Annotated in this window: 19 protein-coding genes; 13 read left to right on the plus strand and 6 right to left on the minus strand. The window is 67.5% G+C overall.

The genetic code is table 11. From position 1 onward, the window contains the following. From VD972_RS10455 to VD972_RS10465, 3 genes are all read left to right on the plus strand, one after another. A partial coding sequence (locus VD972_RS10455) for an Ig-like domain-containing protein (RefSeq protein ID WP_324984706.1) occupies window positions 1–1,670 on the plus strand: 1,670 nt, incomplete at its 5' end. Window positions 1,671–2,062: 392 nt separating this feature from the next. Then, on the plus strand, window positions 2,063–2,506 hold the full coding sequence (locus VD972_RS10460; protein ID WP_324984708.1) for a hypothetical protein: 444 nt from the start codon (window positions 2,063–2,065) through the stop codon (window positions 2,504–2,506). 12 nt (window positions 2,507–2,518) lie between these two features. Beyond that, on the plus strand, window positions 2,519–4,927 hold the full coding sequence (locus VD972_RS10465) for a hybrid sensor histidine kinase/response regulator (RefSeq protein ID WP_324984711.1): 2,409 nt from the start codon (window positions 2,519–2,521) through the stop codon (window positions 4,925–4,927). Window positions 4,928–4,933: 6 nt separating this feature from the next. Here the strand turns inward: VD972_RS10465 and VD972_RS10470 are convergent, their stop codons facing one another. Together VD972_RS10470 and VD972_RS10475 are read right to left on the minus strand one after the other, a co-directional pair. Next, on the minus strand, window positions 4,934–6,025 hold the full coding sequence (locus VD972_RS10470) for a hypothetical protein (RefSeq protein WP_324984714.1): 1,092 nt from the start codon (window positions 6,023–6,025) through the stop codon (window positions 4,934–4,936). Continuing rightward, complete coding sequence (locus VD972_RS10475; protein WP_324984717.1) at window positions 6,022–7,491, minus strand: hypothetical protein; 1,470 nt, start codon at window positions 7,489–7,491, stop codon at window positions 6,022–6,024. The genes VD972_RS10470 and VD972_RS10475 overlap by 4 nt, the downstream gene beginning before the upstream one ends. A 112-nt stretch (window positions 7,492–7,603) precedes the next feature. On the opposite strand from VD972_RS10475, the gene VD972_RS10480 reads away from it, so the two are divergent. Further along, a complete protein-coding gene (locus VD972_RS10480; RefSeq protein ID WP_324984720.1) occupies window positions 7,604–8,554 on the plus strand; it encodes an RluA family pseudouridine synthase in 951 nt (316 codons plus the stop codon). A gap of 21 nt (window positions 8,555–8,575) precedes the next feature. Here the strand turns inward: VD972_RS10480 and VD972_RS10485 are convergent, their stop codons facing one another. Then, the gene (locus VD972_RS10485) at window positions 8,576–9,532 is read right to left on the minus strand and encodes a 2-dehydropantoate 2-reductase (RefSeq protein WP_324984723.1); all 957 of its coding nucleotides are present in this window, start codon (window positions 9,530–9,532) and stop codon (window positions 8,576–8,578) included. A gap of 26 nt (window positions 9,533–9,558) precedes the next feature. On the opposite strand from VD972_RS10485, the gene VD972_RS10490 reads away from it, so the two are divergent. Then, window positions 9,559–10,251, plus strand: a complete 693-nt coding sequence (locus VD972_RS10490) for a YqiA/YcfP family alpha/beta fold hydrolase (protein WP_324984726.1) — start codon at window positions 9,559–9,561, stop codon at window positions 10,249–10,251. 6 nt (window positions 10,252–10,257) lie between these two features. On the opposite strand, the gene VD972_RS10495 is transcribed toward VD972_RS10490, so the two are convergent. Further along, complete coding sequence (locus tag VD972_RS10495) at window positions 10,258–10,557, minus strand: YiaA/YiaB family inner membrane protein (protein ID WP_324984730.1); 300 nt, start codon at window positions 10,555–10,557, stop codon at window positions 10,258–10,260. A gap of 100 nt (window positions 10,558–10,657) precedes the next feature. On the opposite strand from VD972_RS10495, the gene VD972_RS10500 reads away from it, so the two are divergent. Further along, the gene (locus VD972_RS10500) at window positions 10,658–11,536 is read left to right on the plus strand and encodes a LysR family transcriptional regulator (protein ID WP_324984733.1); all 879 of its coding nucleotides are present in this window, start codon (window positions 10,658–10,660) and stop codon (window positions 11,534–11,536) included. Here VD972_RS10500 and VD972_RS10505 read toward each other — a convergent pair whose 3' ends face one another. After that, complete coding sequence (locus tag VD972_RS10505) at window positions 11,537–11,827, minus strand: hypothetical protein (RefSeq protein WP_324984736.1); 291 nt, start codon at window positions 11,825–11,827, stop codon at window positions 11,537–11,539. A gap of 160 nt (window positions 11,828–11,987) precedes the next feature. On the opposite strand from VD972_RS10505, the gene VD972_RS10510 reads away from it, so the two are divergent. Continuing rightward, window positions 11,988–12,764, plus strand: coding sequence for a hypothetical protein (locus VD972_RS10510; protein WP_324984739.1), 777 nt, complete (start codon window positions 11,988–11,990; stop codon window positions 12,762–12,764). A gap of 41 nt (window positions 12,765–12,805) precedes the next feature. On the opposite strand, the gene VD972_RS10515 is transcribed toward VD972_RS10510, so the two are convergent. After that, the gene (locus VD972_RS10515; RefSeq protein WP_324984742.1) at window positions 12,806–14,206 is read right to left on the minus strand and encodes an NAD(P)/FAD-dependent oxidoreductase; all 1,401 of its coding nucleotides are present in this window, start codon (window positions 14,204–14,206) and stop codon (window positions 12,806–12,808) included. 227 nt (window positions 14,207–14,433) lie between these two features. Between VD972_RS10515 and ligD the strand changes: the two genes are divergently transcribed. The 6 genes from ligD to VD972_RS10545 all read left to right on the plus strand — a co-directional run bounded on the left by ligD (window position 14,434) and on the right by VD972_RS10545 (window position 23,929). Continuing rightward, window positions 14,434–15,369 (plus strand): non-homologous end-joining DNA ligase, encoded by a 936-nt coding sequence (gene ligD / locus VD972_RS10520; RefSeq protein ID WP_324984745.1) that lies wholly within the window; start codon window positions 14,434–14,436, stop codon window positions 15,367–15,369. Continuing rightward, window positions 15,366–16,457: an ATP-dependent DNA ligase gene (locus VD972_RS10525; protein ID WP_324984747.1), complete on the plus strand. Its 1,092-nt coding sequence runs from the start codon at window positions 15,366–15,368 to the stop codon at window positions 16,455–16,457. Before ligD ends, VD972_RS10525 begins: the two co-directional genes overlap by 4 nt. A gap of 776 nt (window positions 16,458–17,233) precedes the next feature. Further along, window positions 17,234–19,336 (plus strand): choice-of-anchor A family protein, encoded by a 2,103-nt coding sequence (locus tag VD972_RS10530; protein WP_324984751.1) that lies wholly within the window; start codon window positions 17,234–17,236, stop codon window positions 19,334–19,336. Between the two features lie 22 nt (window positions 19,337–19,358). Continuing rightward, window positions 19,359–21,692, plus strand: a complete 2,334-nt coding sequence (locus VD972_RS10535) for a hypothetical protein (RefSeq protein ID WP_324984753.1) — start codon at window positions 19,359–19,361, stop codon at window positions 21,690–21,692. Between the two features lie 69 nt (window positions 21,693–21,761). Next, window positions 21,762–22,184 carry a hypothetical protein gene (locus VD972_RS10540; protein WP_324984757.1) on the plus strand — a complete coding sequence of 141 codons (423 nt, stop codon included), beginning with the start codon at window positions 21,762–21,764 and terminating at the stop codon, window positions 22,182–22,184. 419 nt (window positions 22,185–22,603) lie between these two features. Further along, on the plus strand, window positions 22,604–23,929 hold the full coding sequence (locus VD972_RS10545; RefSeq protein WP_324984769.1) for a S8 family serine peptidase: 1,326 nt from the start codon (window positions 22,604–22,606) through the stop codon (window positions 23,927–23,929). Window positions 23,930–23,951: the final 22 nt, after the last annotated feature.

Consider the following 23,951-nt stretch of genomic DNA (forward strand, 5'->3'; position numbering starts at 1 on the left):
GCGTGGTGGCAGGGACGGCCGTGGCCAACGGCGCTGGGGCATGGAGCTTCACGCCCGTGGTACCGCTGGCGGATGGTGCTCACGCGGTGAAGGCCACGGCGACGGATGCTGTGGGCAACACCGGTCCCGAGTCCAACACCAACACCTTCACGGTGGACACCGCGGCGCCAGCCGCTCCGGTGGTTGTCACCCCGGCCAACGGCGCAGTCACCAACGACAACACGCCGACGTACAGCGGCACAGCGGAGGCTGGTAGCACCGTCACGGTCCTTGTGGACGGCACAGCAGTGGGGACGACCCCGGCGGATGCAACAGGGGCCTGGAGCCTCTCGCCCGTGGCGGCGCTGGCAGACGGCATTCACATGGTGAAGGCCACGGCGACCGATGCGGCGAGGAACACGAGCGCGGAGTCCAACACCAACAGCTTCACGGTAGACACCACGGCTCCAGCCGCACCGATCGTCCTGGCTCCGGCGGACGGCTCGACCATCAACGACAACACGCCGACGTACACGGGAACGGCGGAGGCCAATAGCACCGTCACAGTCATTGTGGATGGGACGGTGGCGGGGACCACTACGGCCAATGCCGCGGGCCTCTGGAGCTTCACGTCCGCGGTGGGCCTGACGAACGGCGTCCACACGGTGAAGGCCACGGCGACGGACGCGGTGGGCAACACCGGCCCCGAGTCCAACACCAACACCTTCACCGTGGATGCCACGATCCCGCCGCCGCCTGTGATCGTCACGCCAGCCGACAACTCGGTGACGAACGACACCACGCCTGACATCACCGGCACCTCCGAGGCCAACACCACGGTGACGATCTTCCTGGGCTCGCAGCAGCTCGGAACCACCCAGGCGGACGCAGCGGGGAGCTGGAGTTTCACGCCTACCGCGCCGTTGGCGGAGGGCACCTACGACGTCAGCGCCGTGGCCACCAACGCTGTGGGCAACACGAGCGAGCGCTCCAACACCCACCGCTTCACCATCGACACCACGCCGCCCGGCGCTCCGGTGATCACCAGCCCCCAGAATGACGAGGTGCTGAGCAACAACCGGCCGCCCCTCTCCGGAACCGCCGAGCCGAACAGCACGGTGACGGTGACGCTCAACGGCAACAACCTGGGCACGGCGACCACGGACGCCACGGGAAACTGGACCCTCACGCCGGCCACTCCGCTGGCAGATGGTCCGTACACGGCGGTCGCCACCGCCACGGATGTCGCGGGCAATACCAGTGCTCCCTCCAACTCCGTCCGCTTCGTCATTGACACGGTGGCGCCGGACACGACCATCGTCTCCGGGCCCTCGGGAGAGACCCAGGATCCGGACGCCACGTTTGACTTCAGCTCCAACGAGTCTGGCGTGTCGTACGAGTGCCGCCTCGATGGTGGCACCTTCTCCGCGTGCTCGGCTCCCCACACCTTCGCGGACCTCGCAGAGGGCGATCACACCCTCGAGGTCCGCGCCCGGGACACTGCGGGCAACGTGGATCCAACGCCCGCCACCGCCACCTGGACCTATCATCCGCCTCCGCCTCCGCCCTCTGACTGGGCGCTGCTCGGCAACGGCGTGGGTTGCGCATCCTCGGGCGGCAACCCCTCGTCGCTGGCGCTGATGGTCTTGGGCGTGCTCTCCGCGCTGATGGCCCGGAAGCGTCGGCGGTAGACCGCGAGGCCAGGAACCTGGGGCCAACAGGCGCCGCCCGTTCGGGGCACCTGGCCCTGGCCGGTCAAAGGGGTCGCGGTAGGCAGGCAGGGCCCCGCTGGCCCAGGTGCCCTCCCTGGAGGCGGGACGACAGGATGCCGCCAGCCCTACGTTCTCGCCCTGGACGAGAAGGGCCAGGTGCTGGCAAGCATGCACGGCACCGTGGACTCGCCAGACACTCGAGCCATCTGGAGGCGCTGTCCAACGCCCCCTGATTCTCCAACAGGCAGTCCTGACGCCCGGCCCTTAAGCCTTGCACCTGCCTACCAGGCTGCCGCTGAGTCGGATGCTCGCTGGTCGGCATCTCTCTTCCACATTCCACCGCTAGCGCACCTGCTGTAGAGAGACAGGGCATGGCTGACAAGCGTCGCTTCGAGCTCTTTGCCCAGTTCATCGTCGAGCGCTTCTCGGCCCCTCGCATCTTCGACATCGCTGGAGGCCAGGGCCGGCTCAATGAGGCTCTGGCGAAGTTCGGGCGCACCGTCACCACCTTCGATCTGCGCCACAAACACCTACCTGTACGTTTCGCTGAGCGTGCGTTCTCGCTGGAGGAGCCCTGCGAGGCAGAGCTGCTCGTGGGCATGCACCCGGACGGGGCGACGCGGATCATCATCGAGTATGCAGCCATGCATCGGCTGCCTTTCGCGGTCGTTCCCTGCTGTTCCGACAACAGCATGCCGTACAATCCCTGGAGGCGTTACCTGGCGGGACTCGCGCGCGAGCGTGGCTTCCCCACCGTGGAGGAACACTCCCTCCCCATGGAAGGCCGTGCTCGCGTGATCCTGGGGCAGTTCTAGGCAGAGGAATTGGTGCAAGTCCTACTCTTGAAGGTGCCACCGCCGTTGGACGAGGAGCTGGAGCGCTGCTTCCTGCTCGAAGGAGGCAAGGACCTCTCGCTCCAGGTGCGCCGCGCAGAGAGGCTGGAGGAGCTCCCCGAGTCCCAGTCCCCCTCTCTCGTGGTCCTAGGGGATCCGGGAGGCCCGCTGGAGGAGCTGGTCGCGCTCTGTCGGCAGCTCCGCGCACGCCGCTCCTGCATGCAGACGCACCTGACGGTCTTGACGCGGCGGGCTTCCGCGGAGCTCGCCGAGCTGGCGCGGGCTGGCGCGGACGAGTGCCAGGCACCGCCTGGGGAGAGCTGGGGTGTGCGGCTGATCGCGCTTCGCCGGCGCCTGTGTCCCGAGGACGCGCACGTCCCCGATCTGGCGCGCCTGGAGAAGCCACGGCTCAGCTCCCTGGAGGCGCTCTATGTGCTGCTCTCCAGCACCTCGGCGGAGATCGGTCACGACTTCTTCCAACCCCTGGTGTCCCAGCTCGCCTCGGCGCTCCGCGTCTCCATCGTCCTGGTGGGCGAGCTGGTGCCGGGCGGGGAGAGCTTGCAGACGCTGACGCTCTGGGTGGACGGGGGCTTCCGGAGGAGCGTGACGTGGCCGGTGCTCGGCTCGCCCCATCAGCAGGTGGTGACGCACGGCAGCTGCCATGTCGTCGAAGGAGTCCAGGCCCGCTTCCCCCGGGATCCCGTGCTCCAGCAGCTGAACGCCGTGGGATTCCTGGGTGTGGCGCTGAAGGACGCCCAGCAGAAACCCATCGGGGTGCTGGCCGTCGCGCACACAGAGCCGCTGGAGGCAGGCCTCATCGACTACGCCCTCATGGGGGCACTGGGCGCCCGCGCCGGCGCGGAGCTGGCCCGCATCCACGTGCAGTCCGAGCTGGAGCGCACGCGGGACTTTCTGCGCAACATCCTCAACGCCCTGCCGGATCCCGTCTTCGTCAAGGATCGCGCGCACCGCTTCGTCGTCCTCAACACCGCGTTCTGCCGCGTCATCGGGCGCACCGAGGACATGCTGCTCGGCATGTCCGACTACGACGTGGTGCCTGCCCAGGAGGCGGACGTCTTCTGGAAGAAGGACGAGGAGGTCTTCGCCTCCGGCCAGCCGAACGAGAACGAGGAGACCCTGACGGACGGCCTCGGCAGCTCCCGCACCCTCCTCACGAAGAAGGCGCCCTTCACGGGAGTGGGGGGCGAACCCTTCCTCGTCGGCATCATCCGCGACGTCACCGAGTGGCGGCGGCTGGAGATGCAGCTGCGGCTGACGGACCGGATGGCCTCCGTGGGGATGCTGGCGGCCGGCGTGGCGCACGAGATCAACAACCCCCTGGCCTACCTCTCCTCCAACCTGACCTTCATCTCAGAGCAGCTCGCTCGCCAGGAGCTGACGGCGGCCCAGCTCACCGAGGTGCGCGACGCCGTCCGCGAGTCGCTGGAGGGTGCTGGGCGCGTGCGCGTCATCGTCCAGGATCTGAAGTCCTTCGCGCGCGCCGACGAGGCGACGCAGGGGCCGGTGGATGTCCACCGGGTCATTCACGGCGCGCTCCGCCTGGTTCGCAATGAGTTCAATCACCGGGCCCGGCTCACGTGCACGCTCGATCCCGTTGCGGCCGCTCATGGCAACGAGGCGCGGCTGGGCCAGGTGCTCGTCAACCTGCTGGTGAACGCGCTGCAGGCCTTCCCCCCGGCTCGCTCGGTCGAGGACAACAGCATCCGCATCTCTACCCGAAGCCGAGAAGAGTGGATCGTCATCGAGGTGGAGGACAACGGACAGGGGATGACGCCCGAGGTCCAGGAGCGGATCTTCGAGCCCTTCTTCACCACCAAGCCGGTGGGGATTGGCACGGGCCTGGGGCTCTCCATTTGCAACAACCTCATCCGGATCATGGGTGGCTGGATCGAGGTCCACAGCAAGCCAGGGTGGGGGAGTAACTTCCGCCTGGTACTTCCTGCTTTCACGGCCAAGACTGAAGCCGCCGTGGCCACCGGGCGGGAGAAGGGCAGTGCTCAGATGCTGCGCCGGAAGGTTCTCCTCATTGATGACGAGCCCGCGGTGGGCACGGCCGTGCGCCGGTTGCTGCGTGACATGCACGAGGTCGAAGCGCTCCAGGACGCGCGCGAGGCCCTCAAGCGCATCGCCAGCGGGACGCGCTACGACGCCATCGTCTGCGATGTGATGATGCCGGAGATGAACGGGGTGCAGTTCTTCCAGGAGCTGGAGCGCAGCGCGCCCGAGCTGGCGCGGCGCACCGGCCTCATGTCCGGCGGCGTGTTCAGCCCCCAGGCCATGGAGTTCATCGAGTCCCGGGCCGTCGAGCTGCTGCACAAGCCCTTCGAGCGCGAGAGCCTGCGGCAGTTCGTGGAGCGCCTGTGCGGCGGCGCCTCGGCCTGAGCAGACTCAGTTGACGTTGTACCAGTGCGCGAAGAGGTAGAGGAACAGGCCCTGCAACAGGGCGCTCGCGCATACAGAGGGCAGCAGCAGCGTGGGGCGCCGCGCCAGCCAGACTCCGAGCGGGAGGAAGGCGGGCCAGCAGGACGCGCTGTAGCGGCCCAGCCCTGCCAGGCCCACCGTCCAGAGGGTGATCATCAGCCCGGCCGCGAACGCCCCCAGCACGCGCCACCGAGGCTCGCGCAGCAGCAGCACCGAGCCGGCGGCGGGCACCAGCGAGAGCAGGACGTAGAGATAGACCTCGAGGGGCAAGCCACTGCCGCGGGCGAGATCCCCCAGGCCGAACCACGCCAGCTCGCCCCAGCCCTCCTTGCGGTGCGTCCACCAGGCGAACGCCTCTCCGCGGGTGGCGTGGAGGTAGACCATGTAGAGCGCGGCAAAGCCGAAGGGCAGCACGAGCCCGAGGAAGTCGCGGTGGAGGAGGAAGCGCCGGGGGTGAAGGCCTCGCTCCCGCACCTGCGCGGCGAGCAGGGACAGGCCTGCGACGATGGTGAGGTGCCGGGCCAGCACCCCGAGCCCGAGGACGGCCCCTGCCGCGAGGTGCCGGCCGCGCAGGGCCAGGAGCACGGCCAGCGCGCTGGTGAGCACCATGAGCGACTCGGGGTAGCCAGCGGCCTGGAAGAAGGCGAAAGGGAAGGCGGCGAAGAGGATCAGGCCCGCGCGCGCCACGTCTTCGCCCTCGGTCTCCAGGAAGACGCGGTACACCGCGAGCAGCGCTCCCAGGCCGGCCAGGTTCGCCAGCAGCACGAGCGCGAACGGCAGGGACAGCCCGGTGAGCAGCGACAGCCCTTTGCCCAGCAGCGGGAAGAGCGGGAAGAAGTTGGTCCAGAAGGGCTCGCGGTACCCTTCGAGCGCGATGTGCGTGTAGTACAGGCAGTCCCAGCGGCAGAGGCCTCCCAGCGAGGGCACATCGAGCAGGGGCGGGCCCTCGAAGTGGAGCCGCGGATCCATGCGCAGCGACCAGCTCGCGAAGGCGAGGATGGCGGTGCGGGTGAAGAGGAACGTCGCCACGGGGAAGGCGGCCCAGCCCAGGCGGCTCATGGACGCTCCCGCCGGAGCAGGATGCAGTCTTCTCCCGCTGGCTCCATCACCTTCGCCCAGCTGCCCTCCCGCTGCAGGGCGTCCGGCAGGATGCTGCCGGGGCCGGTTCGGTTCCACAGCACGTAGTCGGGCGAGTACCGCGCCAGCGCGTCCCGCCAGCCGGGCAGCCCATAGACGAACTTGTCGTAGTCGTCGTGGATCTCCTGGGGGAACGGATCATTCCGGCTGTCGATGAAGACCTTGTACTCGGGGCCGGCGAAGTAGGAGAGGGCGCCGCCCATGATGAAGCGGTTGAGCACCTTGCCCGGCGGCAGGGACTTCAGGGTGTCGAAGCAGGCCAGGGGGAAGCGGCCGGGGTAGATGCGCTCGCGGATGGAGGCCGGGTGCAGCACTGCGGAGAAGGCGAGGCCGGCGAGCACCACGAAGGGCCAGGCGGTGCCACCCGCTCGCTGGATCCATGCCGCGCTCCAGCCATCCATCCGCTTCCAGGCGGCGCGCACGGCGTCGGGGAGCACGGAGGGCGCCATGCGGGGGTGGTGCTCGGCGATGAAGACGGCCAGGAGCAGGGCGGCGAAGGGAGCGTGCCGCTGGGCGCCCAGGGAGGCCACTGTCAGCCCGAGCGCGGGCAGCAGGAGGGCCCACGAGCGCGGGCGGGCGCCGCCCCAGACGAAGACGGCCAGGAAGGCGAAGGCCAGGTAGTACCGCGCGAAGATCAAGGTCAGATCAAGGGGCTGCCACTCCTCCAGCGTCTGGGTGGAGGCCAGGACAGAGTGCAGGAGAGGGTAGAGGTAGATGCTGGGGCCGCTGGGAGAGAGCGCCGAGGCCAGGAAGGCGAGGGCCGCGGCTCCGAGGGCCAGGAGACAGCGGCGGCGGTGCGCGGCGTCTCCGCCATCCATCCACGCGCCGATCGCCGTGGAGCCCAACAGGGCTGGGCCGAGGATCCAGCTCCCGTGCAGGTTGGCCCACAGGGCGCAGAGCGGGACGAGGAGCCAGGGCGCGCGCTGGCTCCCGCGTCGCCAGGCCAACATCAGCAGCACGGCGAGGGCGAAGAGGACATGGCCCAGGTGGTAGGGGCGCTCCTGGTACCAGGTGAAGGCCTGCGACACGAGCGTGAGGCAGAGCACTCCCAGCTCGACGAGCCCCGGCGTGGGAGAGACGGCGCGGATGGCGCGCCAGGCGAGCAGCACGAAGGTGGAGATGAGGGTGGCGATGAGCAGCTCGGGGCCGGCGGCGCCGAAGACGCGCAGGGAGAGCTCCGCGAGGATGCCGAAGCCCCACTCGTGGGGGACCCACCCGGCGGTGCCGGTGACGCTGAAGGGATCCTCGCGGGTGAAGCCGTGTGAGAGGAGCCACCTGCCCCCAGCCAGGTGGAAGAAGAGGTCGTAGTTCTTCAGCGGCGACAGGGCGATGGGCACCGTTACCAGGAGTGCCAGCAGCGCCGCCGGGCCGGGGAGGAGTCTTCTCACGAGTCAGCAGTCTAACCGGGGTTTGCGCGGGGGCAGCTTGCATCTCCAGGCCTACGCCTGTTGAGTCCACCTCGGCGGGACCTGGCAGGGCCGGGACGCCGAGAGGGCCCTCATGGCGCCGCAGAAGATCATCGTCCCCCGGGAGGCCGCCGGAGAGCGGCTCGACAAGCACCTGTCAAAGCATGTGCCGGGCCTCTCGTTGGAGCGGGCCCGCGCGCTGATCGACCAGGGGCAGGTGCGCATCCGCGGGAAGAAGTGTCAGCCGACCCGCAAGCTCTGGGGCGGCGAAGAGATCGAGATCGATCGGCCTCCCCCACGCCGCCCTCCGAGGCGCTCCGTGGAGGGGCCAGAGCTCCCTGTGCTCTACGACGATGAGGCGATGGTCATCGTCAACAAGCCCCCCGGCATCGTGGTGGAGCCGGGTGACTCCGAGGCCTCGGTGGTGGAACTGCTCGCGGCCCGGCTGCCTCCCTTCGATGTGGAGGGCGTCGCGCAGCCCGGCGTCGTGCACCGGCTGGACCGGGAGACGAGCGGCTGCCTCGTGCTCGCGCGCACCGATGAGGCCGTGGCGGCGCTCGACCGGGCCTTCCAGGAGAAGCGCGTGGACAAGCGCTACTGGACGCTCGTGCTGGGAGAGGCGCCCGAGCAGGGACGGCTGGAGGCCCCCTACGGCCGGGACCCGAAGGACCCGCGTCGCTTCACCACCCGCGTCCCGTCCGCGCGCCGTGCGGCGCTCTCCTTCGAGGTGCGGGAGCGGCTCCGTGGCGCCACGCTGCTGGAGGTGCGGCTCGAGACGGGCCGCACGCACCAGATCCGCGTCCAGCTCTCCGAGGCGGGATACCCCGTCCTGGGCGATACCCTCTACGGCCCCGCGGAGGTGCGCTCGCACCCGGCCGCACGGGCGCTGGGACGGCAGGCGCTGCACGCGCTCCACCTCTCCCTGCCACGCCCCTCGACGGGAGCGCTCGTGCGGGTAGAGGCGCCGCTGCCCGAGGACTTCCAGCGCGCCCTGGCGCTGCTGCGAGCCCCGGGCCCTGGGGCGGGCTCAGGCGACGGCGCTTGAGCGCTCGTGAGGTACCGCGAATCAGGCTTGGCGTCGCCCATGCTCATGGGGCTTGAGAAGCCCGTAGAAGGTGGCCATCACCGGGGTGGGGATGCTTGCCGCGCGGCCCCGGCGCACCACCGAGCCCATCAAGGCCTCCACCTCGATGGGCTTGTCCTGCTCCAGATCGAGCAGCAGCGAGGCCTTCACGTCGGGAGGAAGCGCGTCCACGGTTCTCTCGATCGCGTCCATACGGGAGGTGATGGCCACCCCCTCGAAGGTGGCGACGCGTGCCACCTCGGCCGCCGCTGCCAGGTACACCTCACGCGAGGCCGGAATGGACCACAGCCGGCCGAGCGGCAGGCGGGAGCAGCCCATGATCCCGGCAAACGGCGCCAGGAAGATGAGCTTGTCCCACAGCGTCACGCGCGCATCGGGCACCGCCTCGACCTGGATGCCGGCGCTCGCCAGTGCGTCACGCAGGGCCAACACGCGCGCAGAGAGGCGGGAGGTGTCTCCAAAGAACTCCCCTAAGGTGATGCGCTGGTGGGTGCCCGCCTGGGTGATGACGCCCGGCCCCGCCACCGCCGTGGAGATGTAGGCAGAGCCGCCCAGCACGGCCCGCTCGCCCACGACGGAGGCCAGCTCACCGGGGCTGTCCACCCCGTTCTGCAGGGGGAGCACGACGGGCAGGCCCTCGGCGGATGCAGGGGACGCCGCCTGGGAGAGCAGCGTCTTCACCATGGGCAGCGCGGTGGCGTTGTCGTACGCCTTCACGGCGAGCATCACCACGTCCACGGGACCCACGAGGGAGGGATCGGCCTCGGCGCGTGCGCGGACAGTGAAGTCTCCGGCGGAGCTGCGGATCTCGAGCCCGCGCTGGCGGATCGCCTCCAGGTGTGCACCCCGGGCGAGGAACGTGACGTCATGACCCGAGCGGACGAGCCTTGCACCGAAGTAGCCACCAACCGCACCCGAGCCCACGATGGCGAAGCGCATGGGGGAGCGAGGTACATTACCGGCCCATGAATGTCGAGCAGGGTGCGCAGACGGGTCCCCGGTGGCTGTACCTGCACGGCTTTGCCTCGGGGCCGGGCTCCGCCAAGGGCGTCGCGCTGTCGGCCCACTACGCGCGGCAGGGCATCCACCTGGAGCGGCTGAACCTGCGCCAGCCGTCCCTGGAGCACCTGTGCCTGGGCGCCATGATGCAGACGGTGCGCGAGGCCATCGGGGGTGAGCGGGATCGGGCCATCCTCTTCGGCTCGAGCCTGGGCGGGCTGACAGCCTGCCGGGTGGCGGAGGAGGACGCGCGGGTGTGCGCGCTCGTGCTGCTGGCCCCGGCGCTCCGGGCGATGGAGCAGATGCGCCGCCGGATCGGCGCCGAGGGCATGCGCCGGTGGGAGGAGACGGGGTGGCTGGAGCTGCTGGACCACGCCGAGAAGCGCCAGGCCCGGGTGGGCTTCGGCTTCGTCCCGGACGTGGAGGCCATTGACAGCAGATCCGGCGGCTGGCCCGAGGTGCGTGTGCCGACGCTCATCATCCACGGGCGCCAGGACGACACCACCGACATCTCCGCCTCGCGTCAGTGGGCTCGAGGCAAGCGCCACGTCCGGCTCGTGGAGGTGGACGATGGCCACGAGCTGCTGGCCTCGCTCGGTCGGATTGCCGCCGAGGCCGATGACTTCCTGCGGCCCTTCCTAAGCCCGGCGGGAGAGTAGGCGCGACTACAGCTTGGGGGAGAGCGGGTCGATCTCGGCGAGCAGCTTGGTCATCCGCGCCTCGTCGATGCGGGACACGATGCGCTGCTGCTCGTGCACGTCCCGCACCGTCTTGGCCAGGCTGAAGGTGGAGCCCACGGTGAAGAGCATGCCCATGCCGAGGAACGCCTTCATCCAGCCATCCACGGGCAGGAACCAGACGCCCATGCTGGTAACTCCCACGGCGAGCACCCAGGAGAGCCAGGTCTGGATGACCCAGGCGTTGCTGTGAGCGGACTGGACGGCGGGGGTGGTGGGGCGGGACATGGGTTCCTCCGGGTTCGGTTGCGTTGACGAGAGACAGAATGCTCCTTTCCTTCGTCAACTGCATGGAACTAAGCCATCGGCATTCGATAACATGCAGTGAATGATTCAGCTCCAGCGTCTCGAAGGCTTCTATTGGGTGGCTCGGTGCGAGGGGTACGCGCGGGCGGCTCGCTCATTCCCGTACCCCATCACCCAGCCCGGCGTGCACCAGCAGGTGAAGCGGCTGGAGGCCGAGGTGGGCGTTCGCCTGTTCGAGCGAGTGGGGAAGGATCGCGTCATCCTCACGCCGGAGGGCCGCGCGCTCTACGAGTACGTCGCGCCCTTCCTGGAGGGCCTGCCCTCGGTGGCGCGCTCGCTGCGCTCGGGCGAGGTGGGAGGGCGGCTGCGCATCCACGCCTCGGGGCACATGCTGCGCTACCTGCTGCCCCCGTGGATGCGGCGGCTGCAGCGCCAGCGGCCCGACATCGAGGTGGAGCTCTTCGAGGCGAAGGTGCCCGCGGTGGCGCTCGTGCGCTCGGGCGAGGCGGACCTGCTGGTGGATCACCTGCCCGAGGTGCCCGTGGATCTCGAGGCGCGGCAGGTGGGAAAGGCGCAGGCCTTCCTCGTGTTCCCCTCCAACCACCCGCTGGCCGAGAAGGGGACGGTGAGCCTCCGGCAGCTCGGGGACGAGCCCTTCATCGCCTACAGCGCGGATCTTCAGCTCCGGGAGCTTCAGCTCTCCGCGCTCGCGCAGAACGGGGTGACACCCCGGCGGCTGCACGCGGCGGACTCCTCGGAGACGATCCTCGGCTTCGTGGCGGCGGGGCTGGGCTACTCGCTGCTGGCGTCGCTGCTGCCAAAGGGGCCTCGGGTGCCCGGCGTCGTGGCGCAGCCCGTGGCCCAGCCGGCCCGGGAGTTCTCCATCTACGCGGCTTGGCGCAAGAGCGCGCACGCCGACCCGCTGCTGTCGGTGCTGCTCTCGCTGGCGCCCCAGCCGTGACTAGATCCGCTCGCGATCCTTCGTCACGGTGGGGAGGTGCTCTGGCGCGAGCTGCTGCAGGGGGGCGGAGGTGGCGCGGTCCGTCAGCCCGTGCAGCTCCAGCTGCCGCTCCAGGTAGGCCACCCGCTCACGGAGCATCTGTATCTGGGGAGCGGCGAACTGCGCCTCGCGCAGACGGATGAAGGCCTCCACCAACGGCTTGAGCGAGAAGCGGATGGTCAAGCCCAGCAGGGGGATGCCGCACGTAATTCCCACCACCATGACGACGACGATGGCCTCGGTCACGTCCATGTCTTGGTTCCTTTGCGGCCTGGGCCGGAACACCAGGCCCCGGCTGTACGCAGCATCGCGGAAACGATTGCAGCCCGCTTGTCCCTGACGCAGATGTCACACAGAACAGGGTGGCGTCAGCGGTGTCGCCCCCGGGCCGAGGGGCAGGCATGATGAGCCCATGCTCACCGTCTTTTCATGGGGTTATGAAGGCTGGGGAAACGCCACCGCCGAGCTGGTGCGCGCCTTCGATGTCGTGGAGGCCGAGCGCGGCTACGAGCCGCCGGTCTTCGTCGACATCCGGGTCCGCCGTCAGGTACGGGCGGTGGGGTTTCGCGAGGACACCTTCGAGCGCCGCCTGGGCCGGGAGCGGCACCGGTGGATGCGGGGGCTGGGCAACGCCGCCATCGACACGGGCAGCGGCCCCATGCGCCTGCGGGCTCCTGCGGATGTCCATGAGCTGCTGGGGCTCGCGCTCGCGCAGCAATCACAGCGGAGGCGCGTTGTCTTCTTCTGCAGCTGCGCATCGCCCTGGAGCTCGGGGAGCTGCCATCGAGGGCTGGTGCGTCAGGGGCTGGTCCGCGCGGCAAGCCGCCTCGGGTTGCCGCTCACTGTGCAGGAGTGGCCCGGAGGGCCGCTGGCGAGCACCGCGAAGGAGTCCGTGAAGGTGGAGCCCCAGGCCCTGGCCACGCTGCAGAGCGGCGGGCAGGCGGTCCGTCTGGGGAGTCGGATGCCTCCGGCGCGGCTGCTGGGGTGGGCCCATGGCTCGCTGGTGGCGCTCCGGTCCGGCGGGGAGAGCCAGCTCGTCTCGCTGGCTCCCGCCCGGCTCATCGCGGGCGAGTGGCGCATGCCCTTGTTCGTCCAGCCGGTGGACTCCGGAGACAGTCGCGAGCTGTTGCTCGGTCATGCTCGGAAGCTGCGGCGGGAGCTGCGCCTCGAGCCCATGGTGGCCGGGTAGTTCGACTCCGACTTCACGAGTTGTCAGGGAGGGTGGGGGCGTCAGCGCAGCACGTCACGCAGCGCCGTCCGCGCCGCGTGGTAGCCGGACATCCCATGGACCCCTCCACCCGGCGGGGTAGAGGAGGAGCACAGATAGAGCCCCTTCACGGGCGTCTTGTACGGGTTCACACGCAGCGTCGGCCGTGCGAAGACCTGCGAGAACAGGTTCGCCCCGCCGGTGATGTCGCCCCCGATGAGGTTCGCGTTGTGGCGCTCCATGGCGGCCGGGCCCATGGCGCTGCGGGCGAGGATGGTGTCCTTGAACCCGGGCGCGAAGCGCTCGATCTGGCGCTCGATGCGGTCGGTGACGTCGAGCTCTCCCCCGTTGGGCACGTGGCAGTACGCCCAGGCGATCTGCTTCCCTGCCGGTGCGCGGCTCGGCTCGAACGGGTACTGCACGAGCAGCACGTAGGGCTTCTCGGCATAGCGCCCCTCCCATGGGGCCCGTTCGGCCTCGGCGAGCTCGTCGAACGTGCCGCCCAGATGGATCGTCCCGGCATCCCGGCAGCCAGAGGCCTTCCACGGGATGGGCTCCGACAGCGCCCAGTCCACCTTGTGCACGCCGGGACCGTAGCGGAATGCCTGCAGGCGCTTCTGGTAGCCCTGGGGCAGCCTGGGGCCGGCGAGCTTCAGCAGCTGCCGGGCCGTGACGTCACAGAGGACGGCCTTGGCGGGTGGCAGCTCGTCGAGAGTCTCCACACGAGCCTGGAGCTCTATCTCTCCGCCCAGCGAACGCAGGATCGACGCCAGCGCGTCCGCCAGCTTCTGGGAGCCACCACGTGCCACGGGCCAGCCGCCGGCATGAGCGCTGGCACCGAGCACGAGCCCGAACGCGCTGGTCGCCATCCTCTCCAGCGGGACGATCGAGTGCGCCGCGACGCCGGCGAACAGGCCCTTGGCATGCTCACCCTCGAACCACCCATGCGCCAGGCTCCGGGCGGAGCGGAGGGCCTTCAGCCCGAAGTTCGCCATGGCGAAGGGGTGGCGCGGGAAAGGAGAGAAGGGGCCGAGCAGCTCCGGCACGAGCTTCTGCCAGTCGCGCACGAGGGGGCCGAACAGCTTCTTCCAGGCGGCGCCGTCGCGGCCCAGCGTGGAGGCCGTCTCGTCGAGCGACGGATAGGCCACGCCCGCGGTGCCGTCATCGAGTGGTTGGGCATAGGCCGCCTTGGGGTGGACGAGCTCCAGCCCGTGTTCCGCCAGAGGCAGGCTGCGCATGAAGGGCGACGCGAGGGCCAGGGCCTGCACGGTGGAGCAGATGTCGTGGACGAACCCCGGCAGTGTCAGCTCCGCGGACCGGCACGAGCCGCCGACGGTGGCGTTCGCCTCGCGCACCAGCACCGAGCGCCCCGCCTGCGCCAGCGTGATGGCTGCTGCCAGGCCGTTGGGACCTGCACCGATCACAATCGCGTCGTAGGACTTTCCCAAAGCGGAGCGGAGTCTAGCGTGCTCCTCGCTCAGTTGCCCTACCTCAAAGGTGGGAGCGGTGAACTTCCCCTGTGAGGTTTTCTCTCGCTCGCGCTGGAGGCTGAAAATCGGCCTCCGCGGCGCCCGTCAGCCTCCTTGCTTTCCGGACGTTCCCGCTCCCGAGGGTCTGCCGTGTGCATGATCGCAGCCTTAACTTGGGGAGCATGAATGCGGAGGCGTTGGACAGCCTGGAGGAAGGGGCGAGCGGGGAGCTCACCCTGACGATCGAGGGCCGCGAGCTGCGTCTGACCCATCTGGAGAAGCCCTTCTGGCCCGAGCTCGGCATCACGAAGGGGGATCTGCTGCGCTACTACGCGCATGTGGCGTCGGTGCTCCTGCCTCACGTGCGCGACCGTGCCATGGTCATGAAGCGGTACCCGAACGGGGCCTTCGGGCCGTTCTTCTTCATGAAGCGGGCCCCCGTGCCACGCCCGGACTGGGTGCAGACCTGCTCCATCACCCATGGCGCGGGGAATGTCATCGACTTCCCAGTGGTGGGGGACCTGGCGTCGCTGCTCTGGGTGGTGAACCTGGGCTGCATCGATCTGAACCCCTGGTATGCCCGCTGCGATGACGTGCAGCGGCCGGACTACCTGCACTTCGATCTGGATCCATTCGACGCGAGCTGGGAGCAGGTCGTGGAGACCGGGCTCGTGCTGAGGGACGTGCTCGAGGGCCTGAAGATGCCCACGCTCGTGAAGACCTCTGGCTCCAAGGGGCTGCACCTCTACGTGCCGATCCGCCGCGGCCCCACACAGAAGCAGGTGTGGACCATTGCCAAGGCGCTCGCGCAGGAGCTGGCCGGGCATCATCCGGACCTGATCACCGCCGAGTACCGCGTGGCGAAGCGCCCGCGGGGGCGGGTGCTCGTGGACTACAACCAGAACGCCTTGGGGCGCACGCTCGCCTCCATCTACTCGGTGCGCCCCACTCGGTACGCCAGCGTGTCCACCCCTGTGACGTGGGAGGAACTGGAAGCCGGCGTGCGCATCGAGGACTTCACCTTGCGCAATGTGCCTGCCCGCGTGGAGCGCCTGGGAGATCTCTGGAAGCCGCTGATGTCTCCCAAGGGACGGGTGGAACTCGGGAGGTTCCTGTGAAACCGCCTCGGGCCCCTGCGCCCGCTTCGTGGGCGCCGCTCGATCTGCCGCTCACGCCGCCGTTCCCGCCCATGGAAGCGGAGCTCGTGCGGGAGATTCCTTCCGGTGATGACTGGCAGTACGAGCCCAAGTGGGACGGCTTCCGGTGCCTCGTCTACCGCGACGGGGATCAGGTGGAACTGCAGTCCAAGGCAGGGCAGCCGCTGGGTCGGTACTTCCCCGAGCTCGTGGCTGCCGTGCGCGAGCTCTCACCCCAGCGCTTCGTGCTGGACGGGGAGATCGTCATCCCTGAGGACGGAGGGCTCTCCTTCGACGCGCTGCTGCAGCGCATCCACCCTGCAGCCAGCCGCGTGTCCATGCTCGCGAGACAGACCCCCTCGCGGCTCTACGTGTTCGATCTGCTCGTGGACTCCCGGAAGCAACGGCTCACGGACAAGCCGCTTCTCCTGCGGCGAGAGAAGCTGGAGGCCTTCGCCTCGCGCTATCTCGCTCCGAAGGGGCAGATCCGGCTGTCTCCCGCGACGCACTCGGAGGAGGTGGCTCGGGCCTGGCTCGGTGAGCCCGGCATGGACGGGGTGATCGCCAAGCGGCTTGCCGCCCGATACACCTCTGGAGAGCGCACGGGGATGATGAAGGTGAAGCCGCAGCGCACCGTCGACTGTGTGGTGGGTGGCTTCCGCTGGGCGGAGAAGCGAGAGCGTGGGGTGGGCTCGCTACTGCTCGGCCTCTACGGCGAGGACGGGCTGCTGCACCACGTGGGCTTCTGCTCGAGCTTCTCTGCGAAGGACAAGAAGGCGCTCGTCGAACCGCTCGAATCGATTCGGGGAGGCCCAGGGTTCACCGGCAAGGCCCCCGGAGGGCCCAGCCGCTGGAGCAAGCGGGACGGAGCCTGGGAACCGCTGGAGACCCGGATGGTGGTGGAGGTGGCGTATGACCACTTCAGCCAGGGCCGCTTCCGGAGTGGCACCCAGTTCGTGCGCTGGCGGCCCGACAAGGCGCCCGAGCAGTGCCGCATGGAGCAGGTGCTGCTGCGGCGCTCGCGGGCCGAGGTGCCGCTCGTGGAGTCTGGCGAAGTCCACGCCCCGTAACCTGTGAGGGCATCTGCCCCAGGGCAGGGTGACGTCTGCGCTGTGCCGTTTCATGGGACCGCGCGCGTGCGGGCACAGCCATGGGCCCGTCCCAGCGTAGACAAAGTCTCGTCAATCCAGGGGATCTCAGGCTGGCACCCCTGTTGCTCTGCCGGAAGTGTGCACGAGGTAGGACCGTCGATACCCACGCGCACACGAGGTCAGGGGAGCAGATGCACCATCTCAACCTCAAAGAGAGAGGAACCCATCTGATGAAAGCAGTGAGGACCGCAAGCATTTTGATGACATCCGTGCTGGCGGGATCCGCCTTGGCAGGACCCGAGGCCGATTGTGCCCGGATCCCTACTCGCGAGCTGCGGAGCTCGACACGCTGACCGCGTTCTTCCAGGCCCCGAGCGCTGAAATCTACCTCGATAACATGCTGTACAAGGCACGCACGGCGCCCTGGGACCAGACGGTCTACATCACGACCTGTTACGGCGACAGCAGCCCGGCGATGTGGGGACCGATCAGGTACTACCGCGTGACGCTGTGGTGGGACGATTGGGGCACGATTGTCGAGGGGCGCGGTTGCACTGGCCCGTAAGCGCCGGTGTCCCGGGGGATCGCGCGTGCGGCTCGTCTCGCTCGCCCGGGTCGATCCCCTGGGCTTTTCGGGCGTCCAGCCCCCCGCGCGGTTCACGGCCGACGCGACCGTCAAAATTCATCGGATCTTCACTGCCGTCTACATCACTTCGAGTGAAACAAGCTGGAAACGGAGCACCAGGAGGGCACGGATGATGGGCGAACGGGTCAGAGCCTTTGTCACGCGCTTACGCAGCGGGATCGCCTTGGCGCTGGTCGCCGTGGGGTTGGGCGTATGGGCCGGGGTGGGCCACGGCTTCACGCCGGAAGGGGTGCTGCGAGTCTGGGGGCTCGACAAGGACGCCCCTGGCAGGGCGATCGGCTCGAGCGCCGGAACGAGCCACGGCATGACGAACCGCCTTCTCGAGCAGGAGGCACCGCCGTGCATCCAGGTCCGCCTGAGCGACTACAACCTCTTCCTGCTCGGGGACTACACTCAGGGCACCGATGTGCAGGGCAAGGTGGCGGCCGGTGGCCACATCACCCTGAGCCACTTCTCGGTCGGAGCGGGGCTGCCAGAGGGTGACATCTCCCAGGCCCTGGTGGCGGGCGGCGACCTGAACCTCTCCGAGGGAGGGGTCCACGGTGACGCCTGGTATGGAGGGAGCTACACCGCTAGCTCGTCCGTGATCTTCAGCCGGGGCACAGCGTCGAGGGGCGCGCCTGTCGACTTCAGCCTCCGGGGAGCCACCCTGCACAGTCTCTCCACGGCGTTGTCCGGCTTGCAGGCCAACGGCACGACGACGCGTGAGCCCTGGGGCGGCGTCATGTTGCGTGGAACGGACCCGGAGGTGAACGTCTTCCATCTGGAGTCCAGCCTGTTCCAGGGCGCCACGCTGTGGTCCATCGAAGCGCCTGCCACTTCCTTCGTCGTGGTCAACATCCATGGCGGCTCGGCGTCGTTCAGCGGCTTCGGCATCCAGTTCAGCGGAGGCATCGATCCGCACCGGGTGCTCTACAACTTCGTGGAGGCCACGGCCCTCCAGGCCCAGGGCTTCGGCTTCTGGGGCACGGTGTTGGCTCCCAGCGCGGACATCCACTTCAGCAACGGCAGCTTCCAGGGTGGCCTCTATGCCCGGTCGCTGACGGGCAACGCCTCCGGCTACCTCCACCCATTGATCGAGCGGGACATCTGCCCGACGACCGGGCCCTCCAACAGTCCACCCACCGTGGCCATCACCCGCCCCTTGGACGGGGCCTCCTTCACGGCTCCCGCGACGATTCATGTCGAGGCTGCGGCCTCCGACAGCGACGGCGCCGTCAGCAGGGTGGAGTTCTTCCTGGATGGCGTGCCGGTGGGGACCGCCACCTCCAGCCCCTACACCGTCACGCTCACCCAGGTGCCCGAGGGGACTCACCGCCTGAGCGCGAGGGCGACCGACGACCTCGGTGCCTCGACGGCTTCGGCGGCGGTGGAGGTGACCGTGGTCGGCAGTGGCCTGACGCTCACCATCACCCATCCAATCAACGGCGCGAGCATTCCAGGTGACCGGGTGCTGGTGACAGGATGGGTCTCCAGCCGCCCCCCCAACTCGGGTGTAACGGTCAACGGGGTCACCGCAGCCTGGGATGCCAGCGGCGGTTTCCATGCCAGCGTGCCCCTGCAGGCGGGGGGCAATACACTGACCGCCACGTTGGCCCTTTTCGAGGGAGACACGCTGACGGAGAGCGTCACGGTCGTCGCGACCGGGCAGGCCCTCCCGTTCGACGTCAGCGCGACTCCCGCGGTGGGATTGGCGCCCCTGGCGGTCACCTTCACCGTCACCAACCGGACCGCTCAGCCCGCCAGCTATACCGTGGATGGAGCCGGACCATTCACGCTGCCAGCGGGCGGTTCCTCGGTGCGCACCGCGACCTATCCCATGGGGGTGTTCACCCCCACCTTCGTCATGACGGACAGCGCTGGAGCCAGCTTCCGCCAGAGCCTGGTGATTGAAGCGCGCGAGGGGAACCAGATGGATCAGCTCTTCGGCGCCATCTGGAATGGCATGAACGAGGCATTGACCGCGGGGGACAAGGCCCTAGCGATGAAGTACCTGAACCCCAGGGCCCGGGAGAAATACGGGCCTGTGTTCGATGCGCTCCTGCCATTCATGCCCGAGATCATCGCCTCATATTCGCCGCTGGCCAGGGCGGGCCTCTCCCCCACGATAGGAGAGTATGCCGTGAGACGGCCAGACAACGGTGTCCACCGGCTCTATTTGATCTATTTCCTTCAGGGCCCGGACGGGGTCTGGCGGATCGATGAGATGTGAAGCCATCAAGGGGACTTGCAAAATGGACAAGAAACTCTTCCTGCTGCTCCTCGCCCTTTCGTTCGCTCCGCCTTCGTGGGCCTATGATGATGGCATTACCCATCCTGATCTGACGAGAGCCGCCGTGGACAAGTCGATGGCCAGCCCCAACGCCGGACTCATGAAAGACCTAGGGCTTGCCTCGTGGGTCGGGAACCGCCGGTTTCCATTCTATCTCGGCCGTGGTGCACCCAGCTATTTAATCGCGGAGGGCGTTCGCCTTGAAGACGCGGACTTTCGTGTCTTCAATCACTTCTACGATCCTGTCCATGGCCGCCCCCTGACTGCCTTTGGAAGGGTCTGGGGAAAGATTTCTCCCGCCTGGGCACTCGAGGATCGGCTGTTTGACGAAGAAGAAATCCCAGAGCAGGACTTCTCTTTCAGGGACGCGCGGAGGTCCATGTATCAGGCCCTGACCACTCCTGGTTCCCAAGAGCAGCGCGACCAGTATTGGGCCGATACATTTCTGAAACTGGGCCATGTCATCCACCATATTCAAGACATGGCCCAGCCGCAGCACGTGAGGAACGACCAACATGTCGAGGCTTGGTATCTGGGGCCCCTCCAGAACCCCAGCCTGTATGAACGTTACACAAAGGAATCGCGCGGACGTGTGATGGAGCTCGCGACTTCTGGGCAGGTCCAAGCCGCCTTTCCCGGTGCTCCTGAGCTCAGGCACCCGTTCCATTTCTGGGTGAACGACGCCCAGAGTGGCATGGCGGAGTTCACCAACCGGAACTTTGTCAGCCAAGGCACCAACTTCGAGCTCTGGCGTGACCAGGTCGTCACGCCGACGTACCCACAACCGGTCCCGGGAACTCCCAGGGATTACACGCTCGAGGAGCTCTACGGCGCTCCTGAGTCGGTCCCGCCACACATGGCCTCCCTGTGCAGCGGGCACGGTGTCGCCTGCATCATGACGATGTACCCCTCCCTGGGACCCACGCTGGCCATCGAGAAGGCCTCGACCCTCTCGATCTATGATCAAGACCTGCGTAACAAGGGCGTGGAGGTGATCTATGACAGGTGGGATGAAGATATCCAATACACGGTCACGCGTCTCTTCGCGCTCAACCGCTTCAACCTGGATGAGGCCCAGCGGGTGCTGATTCCCAGGACCGTGAGCTACTCGGCGGGCTTCATCAACTACTTCTTCCGGGGCAGGCTGGAGATCACGCCGCCCGCCCTGGGGGCCTACGCCACCGCGGATCATTCCCAGGGACAAGGCTTCACGACGATCAAGGCGAAGGTCAAGAACGTCACGCCCGGTGAGACAATGCGTGGCGGGAACGTCGTGGCGGTCGTGAAGTTCCGCCGCAACGAGTGCTACAAGCCGGACCTGTCAGGAGAGTTCGAGGCGAGCCCTTCAGGCCGTCTGATCCCTCCCCCCTGTGAGGAGGGAAAAACCTACGTGACCCAGGAACAGTTCATTGTCACCTCGGCGGAGCAGACGCTCACGCTCGAGAGTGGCCACACGCAGGAGTTGACCTTCACTCTTGCCGAGCCTGTTCCATTCGAGGCGACGGACGTGTATCTCCAGGTCGTCTATCACGGGCTCCTGGGCGTGGAACCCGGAGCGATCGCCGTGGGCACGGTGGACATCTCCGAGCCTACCTACACAGCGATCTTCAACGGCACGGACGTCTTCGTCATCCCGGATAGCTTCAATCGAGGCACTCCGTTCTACTACACGGAGATCATCGATAATATTACCCGGCGGCCCTATTCGGTCGTGGATCGTGACCAGGATGGCCGCTATCTCTCGCCGCCCGACGTGCGTGTCGAGGGGTCCAGCCTCCACCTCGAGGTCCATCTCGACGGAGGAAAGATCGCCGACATTCCGGCTCTTCCGGAGGGACGCTTTGCGCGAATCGCGCTCCTGGCGGGCTCTGCCTTCAACCTGCGCGTTCGACTCCATTGGTACAATGGAGTCTACGACTATCACTACCCCCAGGCGGTCGCCAAGCTCGGCCGGGTGGACTGGGAGCGCAATACCTATCATGTATCTGCCTTGTGGCGGGACAGGAATTGGAAGCTCCAGGTTCACGCGCCGCTCTACTACAGCTACTACCTTACGCCCGTGTATGACCCAGAGATGTTCTTGTTGCTGCCGAGCAGAGCCACGGAGGCGACTCAACCGATCCAGGTTCAAATGACCGAGGCTCCTGCAGGCTCCGTGAGGCTCGCCTCGGGGGGCGGTGGAGTATACGACCGTCCACGGCCAGAGCCAGTGGAGTGGAGGGTCCCGAGGGCAGCCCTAGCAGGTGAGCCCGGCGGCCCTCGGGCGTTCAGCCCTGTCGAGACGCTTCCCCAGTGAGAGGCGCTACCTCTCTCCTCCAAAGGAACTACCACTGTTGTTGTCCTCCCACTGCGAAAAGGAACTAGCATGAAGCTCAAGTCGATTCTGGCTGCCGTTGTGTTGATGTCCGCGCTCACAGCGAGCGATGCGATCGCGGATGCCAATTGTTCACTCAACGTCAACCCGTCGTCCTATATTACGCTCGGCCAATTCTTCAGTTTCAGCATCAATATCCAACCACCCGGGGTCGATTTTTCGCCATTGCCGCCTTACTGGCCTCCCACGTACTTCACCGTCGTGTTCCATGGCAGCAAGAATGGCGTCGCTGATATTCCACCGAGCGGCGAAGGCTACCCCGGCACTGTCGGCTATGGGACGTCCGTGCTGACCGGCTTCCAGAATCCCCCGTCAGGCGGAATTAGCGGAACCTACCTCCGCTATGCCCAGCTCTACGACAACGTCGGTCGCCTCTACTGCGTGACCAACACGATTGCCGTCGTATTGCAGTGACGGGAAAATCAAATCTCGAAACGCTCGCATGCTGAGGAGCTCGGGTCCTATTTAGCCTATGGGGCTCGTGAGCGCCCGCGTCTTGGGCGCCGCTCGACCTGCCGACCACTCCGCCGTACCTGCCGATGAAGGCAGGGCTCGTGCGAGAGATTCCTCCCCCTGACCTGTGAGGGCATCTCCCCCATGAAAGGGTGATGCCCACGCTGTGCCATTCCATGGGACCGCGCGCGCGCGGTCACAGCCATGGGTCTGTCCCAGCGCATGCCAGGTCCCGTCAATCCAAGGGCTTTCAGGCTGGCACCGCTGTTGCTCTGCCAACGGAAGCCGTTGCGCAGACTCAAGGAGACCCTATGAAGACAAGGCAGACAGATGGCAACTGCTCTCAGCACTCACGCGCCTGGAGCTTGGTGTTGATCAGCATGCTCGCGCTGGGCCCGGGCATCGGCTGCGACGAACAGGAGGCATCGAGCAATCCCCCAGAGAATCCAGCGGACATGGATGGCTTCACGGCGCCGGTGGTCACGGCGCCAGAGGATGTCCGTATTCCTGGAGAGTATATCGTGGTCTTCGCGGAGGGGGTCGCCAGGGCTTCCATCGATGCGGCGGCAAGCCGGATCGCTCAGGCTGGGGGGGAGAACCAGGTCATGCACCGATACTCGGTCATCCCTGGGTTTGCTGCGCGCATCGATGCTGCGGCGCTCAACGGGCTGCGTCGCAACCTGGGAGTGGTCTACATCGAGGAGAACCAGAAGGTCTCGCTCAACACCACCTTCCCCAGCCCAGCTGTCGGAATTGACCGGGCGGACCAGCGCCTGGGCCGTGACGGGATGTACAACGACCATGGCCGTACCGGCGCTGGCGTTCATGTGTACATCCTCGACACCGGCATCAACTCGCAACATACCGAGTTTACCGGTCGGCTGAACGGAGGTTTCACGGCCATCACGGACGGCCGAGGCACGGAGGACTGCCATGGTCACGGCACCCACGTCGCCAGCACAGCCGCCGGCACCGTCTACGGAATGGCCAAGCATGCCACGATCCACCCAGTGCGTGTGCTGGCCTGTGATGGGTTTGGATCCTGGGCCGGAATCATTGCCGGCGTGGATTTCGTCCGCAACGATTGTCTCAAGCAGAAAACACCCTGTGTAGCCAATATGAGCCTGGGAGGGGGGCGCGTCGCGGCGGTGAACGCGGCGGTAGCCAACGCGGTGGACTCGGGGGTCACCTTCGTGGTCGCCGCAGCCAATGCGAACCAGGATGCATGCTTCACGTCGCCAGCGGGTGAGCCCAAGGCCATCACCGTTGGCGCCGTTGACAACGAAGACAAGCGGGCTGGGTTCTCCAACTGGGGGGCGTGTGTGGACCTCTTTGCCCCTGGCGTCGACATCCTTGGGGCCTGGATCGGCGGCACCACCGCGACGCGGATCATCAGTGGCACGTCCATGGCGAGTCCGCATGTGGCGGGGGCCGCAGCCCAGTACCTGAGCTCCAACCCTGGCGCCACACCCGCGCAGATCGAAGCCGCGATCAAGGGCTCGGTGAGCCTCGACTGCGTGGGCGACCCCAAGGGCTCACCCAACGCGTTGCTGTTCACTGACCTGAACCAAGGCAACTACTACTGCAGCAACCAGCCCGGGAGCTGTCAGGGCTTGTGCGGTGGCGCCGGGAACGGCTGCTTCTGCGATCCAAGCTGCGAGATCTACAACGACTGCTGTGCCGACTATGCCCAGGTGTGCAGGTGACCTGAGTCACGGCTTCACGTGG

Source organism: Hyalangium sp. (genome assembly GCF_035629615.1).
In the GTDB taxonomy this organism is placed as follows: Bacteria; Myxococcota; Myxococcia; order Myxococcales; family Myxococcaceae; genus Hyalangium.